The following is a 12282-nucleotide window of genomic DNA, read 5'->3' on the forward strand; positions in this document are numbered from 1 at the left end:
TCCTGGCTGGCCGTGGCGGTCGCGGACCGGCCCGCGCACGCGGCGTCCGCCCGGGTGCGGCTGGCGGCCGTCATCGACGAGGACACCGCGCTCCTGGCTGCCGCCCCGCTGCGGTTCGCGGGCGAGGAGGTCCGCTGGGACGGCCGGGACGTGGTGGCCCGCCGGGTGGAGCGGCTGGGCGCGGTCGAACTGGCCGCGCGCCCGCTGAAGCAGCCCGGTCCCGCGCTCGTCCGGGACGCCCTGGTGGAAGGTCTGCGGCAGGAGGGACCGGGGCTGCTGCGGTGGAGCCGGGACGCGGCACAGCTGCGGGAACGGCTCGCCTTCCTCCACCGGGTGCTGGGGGAACCCTGGCCGGACGTGTCGGACGGGGCGCTGCTCGCGGACCCCGGAGCCTGGCTGGAGCCGGAACTGTCCCGGGCGCGGCGCCGCTCCGACCTGGCCGCGCTCGACGCGGGGCAGGCACTGCGCAGGCTGCTGCCGTGGGCGACGGGCGAGGCGGTCCGCCTGGACGAGCTGGCACCGGAGCGGATCGAGGTGCCGAGCGGTTCGCGGATCCGGGTGGAGTACGGCGGGGACCAGCCGGTGCTCGCGGTGAAGCTCCAGGAGTTGTTCGGCCTCCAGGAGACCCCGCGCGTGGCGGGCGTGCCGGTGCTCGTGCACCTGCTGTCCCCCGCCGGGCGGCCGGCGGCGGTGACGGCGGACCTGGCGTCGTTCTGGCGCGACGGCTACCGGGCGGTCCGGGCGGAGCTGCGCGGCCGGTACCCGAAGCACCCGTGGCCGGAGGACCCGGCGACGGTGGAGGCGACCCGGTACACGAAGGCGCGCCCGAAGCGGGAGTGAACGCGGGTCAGCCCCTCGGCCGGGAGCGGCGGAGGGGCTGACCGGGCCGGTCCGCGTCAGGAGGCGGCGGCGGCCGTGCGTTCCTCGACGGTCAGGTCGATGGTGACCGTGGCGCCGCCCTCGGTGGTGAGGCGCAGCTTGTACGTACCGGCAGGGCCGTCCGCGTAGAACTTCGGGAGCTTCAGGCTGCCGTCGGCCGCCGTGGTGAGCTCGATGGTGCGGACGGGCTCGCCCGCGTCGTCCGTGCAGTACGGGCCCTTGTCGTTCACGGCCGGGTCGTCACCGTCGGTGATCATGGTGGCGGTGACGGCGACCTTGCCCGCGGCCTTGCCCTTGTAGGTGGCGGCGACGGCGATGTCGTCGAAGGTCTGACCGGCGACGGCGGTCAGCTTCGTGGTGCCGGTCCTGGTGAGGGCGTCGGCCTGGCGGGGGGTGACGGTCACCTTGAAGGTGGTGGTGACGGAGGTGCCGTCGACGGAGGCCCGCACGGTGAACTCGCCGGTCTTCTCGCCCGCGCGGAGCACCGGCGCGGACACCTTGCCGTCGGCGCCGGTGGCACGGGTGACCGCCTTGAAGCCGCCGTCGAACACGGTGTCGGTGTCACCGACGACGGTGAAGGTGACCTTCGCCTTGGCCACCGTCCTGCCGAGCCCGTCGCGGGCCCGCACCTTGACCGTTGCGCCGAACTTCTCGCCGGCCGTGGCGGTCAGCGTGCCGGTGCCGTCGTCCTGCAGCGCGGCCACCTGCTGGGACGGGGTGGGCGCCGGGGCCGGGGTGTGCACCGGGGGCTTCGGCTTCGAGGGCTCGGGGCTGGGGTCGGAGGGCTGCGTGGGCTCGGTGGACGTGTCCGGCTCCGGCGTCTTGGACGGCGGGGGCGTCGGGGACGTCGACGGGGACGGGGTGCTCGACGGGCCGCCGCCCGGACGGCTGGGGCCCGGGTTCCGGCCGGTGGGGCCGGCCGGGAGGAAGCCGGTGCCGTCGGGGACCTCGTGCGTGCCCCGGTTGTAGTACGTGAACCAGGAGCGGACCGTACGCAGGTACACGTCGGAGTGGTTGTAGCTCAGGACCGCCCGGTCCAGGTCGGTGGCGGTCGACAGGTCGCGGTCGCCGGCGCAGAGGTAGCGTCCGGCGGCGAGCGCGGCGTCGTAGACGTTGTTGGGGTCCTTGCGGCCGTCGCCGTTGCCGTCCTGGCCCCAGGTCGCCCAGGTGGACGGGATGAACTGCATCGGGCCGACCGCCCGGTCATGCGTCCGGTCCCCGTCGTAGGCACCGTTGTCGGTGTCCTTGATCAGGGCGAAGCCGTTGCCGTCGAGGGCGGGGCCGAGGATCGGGGAGAGCGTGGTGCCCTGCGCGTCGACCCGGCCGCCGCGGGCCTGACCGGACTCGACCTTGCCGATCGCGGCGAGCAGCTGCCACGGCAGCCGGCAGGCCGCGTCCGTGCCCGCGATGGTCCGCTCGGCCTTCTTGTACGCCGCCAGAACGGAGGCGGGTATGCCGGACTCTGCGGGGCCGGTCACTGGTATGTCGGCCGAACTGCCGGGCTTTTCCGGGGTGTTCAGTGGCGGCAGGTCCGTGTAGTACGGCGAGTCGCCGGAGACGCCGCCCTGGTCCGCAGGGGTCGAGGAGCCGGCGGACGGGTGCTCGCCGTCCGCCGCGATCAGCGGGGACGGAGCCCCGGGGGCCTGGGAGGCGGAAAGCGCCGCCACGGCGACGGCGGCCACGGCGGTGGTGGCCGCTCCTCTGTAGAACCGGCGACCGAATTGTGCTGCCATGACGTGTGGGCCCTCCCCCTTGTCGCTGTCGGCGCTCCCCTGCGCCTGGACTCAGGCGACCCTACGGCAACTCCTGCGGCCCGCACACGGCAGGTGGGCCGGTTCTTACCGCTTTCTCACCTTCCTGAACACACGTTGTCCACGTGCGGACATTCCCGTGACGGACCTTCCTGCCCGCCGGGCCACCCCGGACCTGCCCCTCCGGGTCGCGCATACTGCCCGCATGCCCTTCACGCTGAGCCACGCCGCCGCCGTGCTCCCGGGGATCCGCCGCGACGGCTCCGGCCGTGGTCCGCTCCTCGCCTCCGCCCTGGTCGCCGGGTCGTTCGCCCCCGATCTGACGTACTTCGCGGACTCGGTGGTTCCGGGCGCCATGGAGTTCGGGGAGGTCACCCACGCGGTGTGGGGCGTCGTCACCGTGGACGTCCTGATCACCGCGCTGGCGCTCGGGCTGTGGCTGCCGCTGCGCGACCCGCTGGTGGCGCTGCTGCCGGAGCGGTGGAGGGGGCGCGTGCACGCCTGGCTGCGGGGCGGCGGGGCCGCAACGGCGCCCGGGCGGGGACTCGGCCCCAGGGACGCCGCGTGGTTCGCGGCGTCGGCGGTGATCGGGTCCGCCACCCACGTCGTGTGGGACGCCTTCACCCATCACGACCGGTGGGGTGTGCGGCTGGTGCCCGGGCTCGACGGCAGCGTGGCCGGATACCCCGTCTTCACGCTCGTCCAGTACGGCACGTCCGCCCCGGCCCTGCTGCTCCTCGTCTGGTTCACGGCGTCCGGGCTGCGGCGGACCGGGGGCCGGCCGGTCCCCGCCTCCGTGCCGGTCCTGACCACGCGGGCCCGGGGCTGGGCGCTCACCTCGATCGGACTGTGCGCCGTGCTGGGCACCGCGCACCGGTGCGCCCGCTGGTACGCGTACCACGGGCACATCGACACGCCGCTGGACATCATCCCGACGGCCTGCTTCGGCGCGGGCGCGGGCCTCGCGGCCGGGCTCCTGCTGTACGCGGCGGCGGTGCGGCTCACCCCGGCGCGGCGGGAGGCGGAGGCGGCCGGGGCCCCTGCGGACCCCGGCCGGAAGCGGTCAGTGGGCCGCTGACTCCCAGTCACCGCCGACGCCGACGGACACGTCCAGCGGGGCGCGCAACCGCACCGCCGCGGACATCTCGTGGCGCAGGATGCGCTCGACCCGCTCCCGCTCGCCCTCGGCGATCTCCAGCACGATTTCGTCGTGCACCTGGAGCAGCATCCGGGACTTCAGCTCCGCCTCGCGCAGCGCCCGGTCGACGTGGAGCATGGCGACCTTGACGATGTCGGCGGCGGTGCCCTGGATCGGGGCGTTGAGCGCCATCCGCTCGGCGGTCTCGCGGCGCTGGCGGTTGTCGCTGTTCAGGTCCGGGAGATAGCGGCGGCGGCCGAAGATCGTCTCCGTGTACCCGGTGGCCCTGGCCTCCTCCACCACGCGGCGCAGATAGTCCCGGACCCCTCCGAACCGCTCGAAGTAGGTGTCCATCAGGCCCCGGGCCTCGCCCGCCTCGATGTTCAGCTGCTGGGAGAGGCCGAAGGCGGAGAGCCCGTACGCCAGGCCGTAGCTCATGGCCTTGATCTTGCGCCGCATCTCCGGGTCGACCGCGGACTTGTCGACGCCGAAGACCTGCGAGGCGACCGTGGTGTGCAGGTCCTCACCGGAGGTGAACGCCTCGATCAGGCCCGCGTCCTCCGAGAGGTGGGCCATGACCCGCAGTTCGATCTGGCTGTAGTCGGCCGTCATCAGCGTCTCGAAGCCCTCGCCGACGACGAAGCCGCGGCGGATCGCCCGGCCCTCGTCCGTGCGGACAGGGATGTTCTGCAGATTCGGGTCGGTGGACGAGAGGCGGCCGGTCGCCGCCACCGTCTGGTTGAAGGTGGTGTGGATGCGGCCGTCGGCGGCGATCGTCTTGATCAGACCCTCGACGGTGACCCGCAGCCTCGCCTGGTCGCGGTGGCGCAGCATCAGCACCGGCAGCTCGTGCTCGGTCTGCGCGGCCAGCCAGGCCAACGCGTCCGCGTCCGTGGTGTAACCCGTCTTGGTCTTCTTCGTCTTCGGCAGGCCCAGCTCGTTGAAAAGGATCTCCTGGAGCTGCTTGGGCGATCCGAGGTTGAACTCGCGGCCGACCGCCGCGTGCGCCTCCTTCACCGCCTGCTGCACGGTCCCGGCGAACTGCTGCTCCATCGATTCCAGATGGGCCCGGTCCACGGCGATCCCGTGCCGCTCCAGGCGGGCGAGCAGAATCGACGTCGGGAGCTCCATGTCGTGCAGCAGCTCCGCCGCGCCGACCTCCTTCAGCCGCTCCGTGAACGCGTCACCGAGATCCAGCACCGCGCGCGCCTGCGCCATCAGCGCGTCGGCCTCCGCCCGGTCGTCGGCGCCGAACGCCAGCTGGCCGTCGGCCGCGGCGGCCGGGGCCAGCTCCCGGCCCAGATACTCCACGGCCAGGGCGTCCAGCGCGAAGGAGCGCCGGCCGGGCTTCACCAGATACGCGGCGAGCGCGGTGTCCATCACGACACCGTCGAGGTGCCAGCCGTGCTCCGGGAAGACACGCATCGCGCTCTTCGCGTTGTGCATGACCTTGGGCCGCGCCGGGTCCGCGACCCAGGCGGCGAACGCCTGCTCGTCGGCCTCGTCCAGCTGCGCCGGGTCCAGCCAGGCGGCGGCACCGTCGGCGGCGGCGAGCGCGACCTCGGTGACCGCGCCGGTGCCGAGCGCCCAGGTGTCGGCCGTCATGACGCCCAGCGGCCGCGCACCGTGCTCCGCCAGCCAGGGACCGACCTCTCCGGTGCCGAGCACGGCCCCGTCCAGCTCGATCCCGGCGGCGGGCGCGGGCGGCTCGGCCTCCGCCGCGCCCGGGTCCACCGCGAGCAGCCGCTCGCGCAGGCTCGGGTTGCGGATCTCCAGTATGTCGAGGATGCCGGTGACCGCCGTGCGGTCGTAGGGAGCCCGCTCCAGACCCTCCGGGGTCTTCGGCAGCTCCACGTCCCGCACCATCTCGGTCAGCACGCGGTTCATCTTCACCGCGTCCAGGTGGTCGCGGAGATTCTGCCCGGCCACACCCTTGACCTCGTCGGCCCGCGCGATCAGCTCGTCGAACGAACCGAACTGGTTGATCCACTTCGCGGCGGTCTTCTCACCGACCTTGGGGATGCTCGGAAGGTTGTCCGACGGGTCACCCCGCAGCGCCGCGAAGTCCGGATACTGCCGGGGGGTGAGGCCGTACTTCTCCACGACCTTCTCCGGTGTGAACCGGGTCAGCTCGGAAACGCCCTTGGTCGGGTAGAGCACGGTCACGTTGTCCGTGATCAGCTGGAACGAATCGCGGTCGCCCGTGACGATCAGGACCTCGAAACCGGCCGCCTCGGCCTGCGTCGCCAGCGTCGCGATGACGTCGTCGGCCTCGAAGCCCTCGACCGCGAACCGGTCCGCGTGCATCGCGTCCAGCAGCTCGCCGATCAGCTCGACCTGCCCCTTGAACTCATCCGGGGTCTTCGACCGGTTCGCCTTGTACTCCGGGAACTCCTGCGCCCGCCACGTCTTGCGGGACACGTCGAACGCCACCGCGAAATGCGTCGGCGCCTCGTCACGCAGCGTGTTCGCGAGCATCGACATGAAGCCGTACACCGCGTTCGTCGGCTGGCCCGCCGCCGTCGTGAAATTCTCCGCGGGCAGCGCAAAGAACGCCCGGTACGCCAAGGAGTGCCCGTCCATCAGGAGCAGGCGCGGTCGGTTGTCTGCCGTCTTCTTCGATGCCGTCTCAGCCACACCCCGATCCTGCCACGGACCACTGACAATCCGGACCGGCCACCGCCCGCGACGCCTCACCAAGCACCCGGCCCGCACCCCGTGCCAGGATCGGAGGACAGGAATCACCCACGGCGGACCCGCGAGACACCTCCCGGGGCCCCGCAGCCGGCTCGAAGGGGAGCACCATGGCCAAGAAGCCGCCCGCAGGAGACCCCGTCCAGGACGCCCCCCGGGTCGGGCCGGCCCCGCACGCGGCCGCCGGGCTGCCCGCCGTCGCCCAGAGCCTGCGCGTCGCCCAGCGGCAGATGGGCCTGCGCCGCACCGCGCAGACCCTCCTCAAGGTCAACCAGAAGGACGGCTTCGACTGCCCCGGGTGCGCCTGGCCCGAGGGCGACAAGCGGCACACCGCCGAATTCTGCGAGAACGGCGTCAAGGCCGTCGCCGAAGAGGCCACCCTCCGCCGGGTCACCCCCGACTTCTTCGCCGCGCACCCCGTCTCCGACCTCGCCGGGCGCAGCGGCTACTGGCTCGGCCAGCAGGGCCGCATCACCCAGCCCGTCTACCTCCCCGAGGGCGCCGACCGCTACGAGGCCGTCACCTGGGAGCGGGCCTTCGACATCATGGCCGAGGAGCTGGGCGCCCTCGCCTCCCCCGACGAGGCCGTCTTCTACACCTCCGGGCGCACCAGCAACGAGGCCGCCTTCCTCCTCCAGCTCTTCGCCCGCGAGTTCGGCACCAACAACCTGCCCGACTGCTCCAACATGTGCCACGAGTCCTCGGGCTCCGCGCTCACCGAGACGATCGGCGTCGGCAAGGGCTCGGTGTCCCTGGAGGACCTGCACCACGCCGACCTGATCATCATCGCCGGGCAGAACCCCGGCACCAACCACCCCCGGATGCTCTCCGCCCTGGAACAGGCCAAGGCGGCCGGCGCGAAGATCATCTCGGTGAACCCGCTGCCCGAGGCCGGCCTCGAACGCTTCAAAAACCCGCAGACCCCGCAGGGCATGCTCAAGGGCACCCCGCTCAACGACCTCTTCCTCCAGATCCGGATCGGCGGCGACCAGGCCCTCTTCCGCCTCCTGAACAAGCTGATCCTGGAGACCGAGGACGCCGTCGACCACACATTTGTCACCGAACACACCCACGGCTACGAGGAGTTCGCCACCGCCGCGGCCGAAGCGGACTGGGACGCGACGCTCGCCGCGACCGGACTCGACCGGACCGCCGTCGAACAGGCCCTCGCGATGGTCCTGGCCTCCGAACGCACCGTCGTCTGCTGGGCCATGGGCCTCACCCAGCACAAGCACTCCGTGCCGACCATCCGCGAGGTCGTCAACTTCCTCCTGCTGCGCGGCAACATCGGCCGCCCCGGCGCCGGCGTCTGCCCCGTGCGCGGCCACTCCAACGTCCAGGGCGACCGCACCATGGGCATCTACGAACGCCCCGCACCCGCCTTCCTCGACGCCCTCGACAAGGAGTTCGGAATCACCTCACCGCGCCACCACGGCTACGACGTGGTCCGCGCGATCCGCGCCCTGCGCGACGGCGAGGCCAAGGTCTTCTTCGCGATGGGCGGCAACTTCGTCGCCGCCACCCCCGACACCGACGTCACCGAGGCCGCCATGCGCAACGCCCGCCTCACCGTCCACGTCTCCACCAAACTCAACCGCTCCCACGCGGTCACCGGCGCCCGCGCGCTGATCCTGCCCACCCTCGGCCGCACCGACAAGGACGTCCAGGCGAGCGGCAAGCAGTTCGTCACCGTCGAGGACTCCATGAGCAAGGTCCACGCCTCGCGCGGCAACCTCACCCCCGCGAGCCCCCACCTGCTCTCCGAACCCGCCATCGTCGCCCGCCTCGCCCGCGCCGTCCTCGGGCCCGGATCCGCCACACCCTGGGAGGAGTTCGAGAACGACTACGCCACGATCCGGGACCGCATCTCCCGCGTCGTCCCCGGCTTCGAGAACTTCAACGCGCGCATCGCCCACCCCGGCGGCTTCACCCTCCCGCACGGCCCCCGCGACTCCCGCCGCTTCCCCACCACCACCGGGAAGGCCAACTTCACCGCCGCCCCCGTCGAATTCCCCGAGCTGCCCGAAGGCCGGCTGCTCCTCCAGACCCTGCGCTCCCACGACCAGTACAACACCACCATCTACGGCCTGGACGACCGCTACCGGGGCATCAAGGGCGGCCGCCGCGTCGTCCTCGTACACCCCGAGGACGCGGCGGCCCTCGGGCTCACCGACGGGTCCTACACCGACCTCGTCAGCGAGTGGAAGGACGGCGTCGAACGCCGCGCCCCCGGCTTCCGGGTCGTCCACTACCCCACCGCCCGGGGCTGCGCCGCCGCGTACTACCCGGAGACCAACGTGCTCGTCCCCCTCGACTCCACCGCCGACACCAGCAACACCCCCGCCTCCAAATCCGTCGTGGTGCGCTTCGAACCCGCGCGCTAAGCGCCCGCTCAGGCGTCTGATAAGAACGACGCAGACGAGCACCACACCGAGACGAAAGGCGGACCCATGGGCGAGCACACCGCACCCACGTTCCCCCAGGAGATCATCGACGAGTACGCCGCGCTCGGCGTCGACCTGCCCGCCCTCTTCTCCGCCGGCCACCTCGGCGAACGCATGGGCGTCCGCATCGTCGAAGCCTCCGCCGAGCGCGTCGTCGGCACCATGCCGGTCGAGGGCAACACCCAGCCGTACGGACTCCTGCACGGCGGCGCGTCCGCCGTCCTCGCCGAGACCCTGGGCTCCGTCGGGTCGATGCTGCACGGCGGCCCCTCCAAGGTCGCCGTGGGCGTCGACCTGAACTGCACCCATCACCGCGGGGTACGGAGCGGCCTCGTCACCGGCACCGCCACCCCCGTGCACCGGGGCCGCACCACCGCCACGTACGAGATCGTCATCACCGACGAACACGACAAGCGGGTCTGCACCGCCCGCCTCACCTGCCTGCTGCGCGAGACCCCCGCACCCCAGGCCTCCTGACCCCGCGCCACCGCACCACCCCGCTGCCCGGCCGCAACCCAAAACGGCCGGGCAGCGGCATATCCGGGCACAACCACCGCCACACCCAGGGCAATTGAACGGCACACCCCCCAACCCCCTTGACCCAGCGCCCCGTTCCATGGCCCACTCAGCTGCCACACCTCACCCGCCCCCACCACCACACCGCGTCGCCGCATCCCCGCCAACGTAACGCAACGTAATCAACGCCCGGGGTGAAGCCCTCCGCCGCGACGCGACCGGCCCGGCCCCGCAGCCACCGGGCCCCTTCGCCGTGCCCTCGCACCCCCACACCGGACCCCCGCCGCGCGACAGCAGCAAGATCGCCTCAAGCCCCTTAGCAGAGCTGCGCGTTCTCACATTGCGGTCACTTCACGGTCCGGTAAAAAGCCGTACATGTCCACCCAGCCACCTCAAGCCTTGCTCAAGGGCATAACAAGACAGTCACATCCTTGGCCGCCACCACTCCCGACCCCCACCACTGCCCTTAGAGTCACGGCCAGTCACCGCGCCGCCGGGCGCGTCTGCAAGCACGGCCCTGTACCAACCCAGTACGGCCCGGCGAACGACACGGCACCTCAAGCAGAGGAGGCCGCGCCAGGGAAAGGACCTTTCGTGCGACACCGTTCTTTGCTCATCCTCACCACAGTGCTCACCACCGGCGCACTGACACTCACCGCCTGCGGGTCGCGCGACGACGACAACAAGAGCGACGGCAACAGCGGCGGCAGCTCCAACACGACCGTCGTCATCGGCGTCGACGCGCCGCTCACCGGTGACCTCTCCGCCCTCGGCCTCGGCATCAAGAACTCCGCCGACCTCGCCGCCAAAACGGCGAACAAGGAGAAGACCGTCCCCGGCGTCACCTTCGAGGTCCAGCCGCTCGACGACCAGGCCCAGCCCTCCGTCGGCCAGCAGAACGCCACGAAGTTCATCGACAACAAGAAGGTCGTCGGCGTCGTCGGCCCGCTGAACTCCGGCGTCTCCCAGTCGATGCAGAAGCCCCTCAACGACGCCGGCCTCACCCAGGTCTCCCCCGCCAACACCGGCACCGAGCTGACCCAGGGCGACAACTGGAAGTCCGGCGACAAGAAGCGCCCCTTCAAGACCTACTTCCGCACCGCCACCACGGACCAGATCCAGGGCGCCTTCGCCGCGAAGTACCTGTACAACAACGCGAAGATCAAGCAGGTCTACCTCATCGACGACCAGAAGCCCTACGGCGCCGGTCTCGCCGCCTCCTTCAAGGCGACCTTCACCGGCCTCGGCGGCAAGATCGTCGGCTCCGACCACGTCAACCCCGACGACCGCGACTTCAACGCCGTCGTCACCAAGGTCAAGAAGTCCGGCGCCAAGGCCGTCTACTACGGCGGCGAGTACCCCGCCGGCGCCCCCCTGAGCCAGCAGCTCAAGGACAGCGTCAAGATCCCGCTCATGGGCGGCGACGGCATGTACAGCGCCGACTTCATCAAGCTCAACAAGAAGGCCCAGGGCGACATCGCCACCTCCGTCGGCAAGCCCGTCGAGAAGCTCGACTCCGCCAAGAAGTTCATCGCGGACTACAAGACCGCCGGCTACAAGGACGCCTACGAGGCTTACGGGGGCGGCACCTACGACGCCACCTGGTCCATCATCGAGGCCGTCAAGCTCGCCGTCTCCGAGAACGACGGCAAGCTCCCCGACGACGCCCGCGCCAAGGTCCTCGACGCCATGAGCAAGGTCAAGTTCGACGGCGTCACCGGCCCCGTCTCCTTCGACGAGTACGGCGACACCACCAACACCATGATGACCGCCTACCAGGTCGACGGCGGCAAGTGGGTCTCCAAGCTCAGCGAGGCGTACAAGCCGTAACCGCTCCCGGGCACACCCCGACCGACCCCAGACCGCGCGGGAGCGCTACGAGCACTCCCGCGCGGTGCCATATCCGAACCACTCCACGGAGGCCCTGCGGTGCACGAACTGCCGCAACAGCTGGCCAATGGACTCATCCTCGGCGCGATGTACGGACTCATCGCGATCGGCTACACGATGGTCTACGGAATCATCCAGCTCATCAACTTCGCCCACGGCGAGATCTTCATGATCGGAGGCTTCGGAGCTCTCACCGTGTACCTCTGGATGCCGGCCGGCTCCAACCTCCTCGCTATCGTCCCCCTCATGATCATCGGCGGCGTCATATGCTCCGTCGCCATCAGCGTCGCCGCCGAACGCTTCGCCTACCGGCCCCTGCGCAACGCCCCCCGGCTCGCCCCGCTGATCACCGCGATCGGACTCTCCCTCGCACTCCAGCAGGCCATCTGGAAGTGGTACCCCGACGCCACCAAGGACCACCCCTTCCCCCAGTTCAAGGGCGAAGCCTTCAACATCTTCGGCGCCCACGTCCAGCGCGGTGACCTCTTCGTCCTCGTCTCCGCCCCCGTCTGCATGATCGCCCTCGGGCTCTTCGTCTCCAAGACCCGCGCCGGCCGCGGCATGCAGGCCACCTCGCAGGACCCCGACACCGCCAAACTCATGGGCATCAACACCGACCGCATCATCGTCATGGCCTTCGCCATCGGTGCCGCGTTCGCCGCCGTCGCCGCCGTCGCCTACGGGCTCAAGAACGGCCAGATCGGCTTCCGCATGGGCTTCCTCATGGGCCTCAAGGCATTCACCGCCGCCGTCCTCGGCGGCATCGGCAACATCTACGGCGCCATGCTCGGCGGCGTCGTCCTCGGCGTCGCCGAATCCCTCGCCACCGGCTACATGAGCGACGTACCCGGCATGGACCTCTTCGGCGGCGGCGCCTGGAAGGACGTATGGGCCTTCGTCCTCCTCATCGTCGTCCTGCTGCTGCGGCCCCAGGGCCTGCTCGGCGAACGCGTCGCGGACAGGGCGTGAT

Annotated in this window: 8 protein-coding genes; 6 read left to right on the forward strand and 2 right to left on the reverse strand. The window is 71.3% G+C overall.

Going from position 1 to position 12282, the window contains the following annotated elements; all coding sequences use genetic code 11:
- A partial coding sequence (locus G3I41_RS12520) for an ATP-dependent helicase C-terminal domain-containing protein (protein WP_275408404.1) occupies positions 1-840 on the forward strand: 840 nt, incomplete at its 5' end.
- Positions 841-896: 56 nt separating this feature from the next.
- On the opposite strand, the gene G3I41_RS12525 is transcribed toward G3I41_RS12520, so the two are convergent.
- The gene (locus G3I41_RS12525) at positions 897-2612 is read right to left on the reverse strand and encodes a lytic murein transglycosylase (RefSeq protein ID WP_164400285.1); all 1716 of its coding nucleotides are present in this window, start codon (positions 2610-2612) and stop codon (positions 897-899) included.
- Positions 2613-2835: 223 nt separating this feature from the next.
- On the opposite strand from G3I41_RS12525, the gene G3I41_RS12530 reads away from it, so the two are divergent.
- Positions 2836-3708 carry a DUF4184 family protein gene (locus tag G3I41_RS12530; RefSeq protein WP_164400286.1) on the forward strand — a complete coding sequence of 291 codons (873 nt, stop codon included), beginning with the start codon at positions 2836-2838 and terminating at the stop codon, positions 3706-3708.
- On the opposite strand, the gene polA is transcribed toward G3I41_RS12530, so the two are convergent.
- The gene (gene polA / locus G3I41_RS12535; protein ID WP_164400287.1) at positions 3694-6405 is read right to left on the reverse strand and encodes a DNA polymerase I; all 2712 of its coding nucleotides are present in this window, start codon (positions 6403-6405) and stop codon (positions 3694-3696) included. The genes G3I41_RS12530 and polA overlap by 15 nt on opposite strands.
- 167 nt (positions 6406-6572) lie before the next feature.
- Between polA and G3I41_RS12540 the strand changes: the two genes are divergently transcribed.
- The 4 genes from G3I41_RS12540 (at position 6573) to G3I41_RS12555 (ending at position 12281) form a co-directional block, all read left to right on the forward strand.
- Positions 6573-8846: an FdhF/YdeP family oxidoreductase gene (locus tag G3I41_RS12540; protein ID WP_164400288.1), complete on the forward strand. Its 2274-nt coding sequence runs from the start codon at positions 6573-6575 to the stop codon at positions 8844-8846.
- Positions 8847-8912: 66 nt separating this feature from the next.
- Entirely contained in the window at positions 8913-9383 is a 471-nt protein-coding gene (locus G3I41_RS12545; RefSeq protein ID WP_164400289.1) for a hotdog fold thioesterase, read from the forward strand.
- A 648-nt stretch (positions 9384-10031) separates the two neighbouring features.
- Positions 10032-11252 (forward strand): branched-chain amino acid ABC transporter substrate-binding protein, encoded by a 1221-nt coding sequence (locus tag G3I41_RS12550; RefSeq protein ID WP_164400318.1) that lies wholly within the window; start codon positions 10032-10034, stop codon positions 11250-11252.
- A gap of 99 nt (positions 11253-11351) precedes the next feature.
- On the forward strand, positions 11352-12281 hold the full coding sequence (locus G3I41_RS12555; protein ID WP_164400290.1) for a branched-chain amino acid ABC transporter permease: 930 nt from the start codon (positions 11352-11354) through the stop codon (positions 12279-12281).
- The last annotated feature ends 1 nt before the right edge of the window (position 12282 follow it).

It is taken from the genome of Streptomyces sp. SID9727, assembly GCF_010550605.1.
Lineage (GTDB): Bacteria > Actinomycetota > Actinomycetes > Streptomycetales > Streptomycetaceae > Streptomyces.

What these genes read in the sequence shown, in the direction of transcription:
- G3I41_RS12530 (WP_164400286.1), top strand. Translation starts at nt 2,836, where the DNA reads ATGCCCTTCACGCTGAGCCACGCCGCCGCCGTGCTCCCGGGGATCCGC.
- G3I41_RS12525 (WP_164400285.1), bottom strand. Translation starts at nt 2,612, where the DNA reads ATGGCAGCACAATTCGGTCGCCGGTTCTACAGAGGAGCGGCCACCACC.
- G3I41_RS12545 (WP_164400289.1), top strand. Translation starts at nt 8,913, where the DNA reads ATGGGCGAGCACACCGCACCCACGTTCCCCCAGGAGATCATCGACGAG.
- G3I41_RS12540 (WP_164400288.1), top strand. Translation starts at nt 6,573, where the DNA reads ATGGCCAAGAAGCCGCCCGCAGGAGACCCCGTCCAGGACGCCCCCCGG.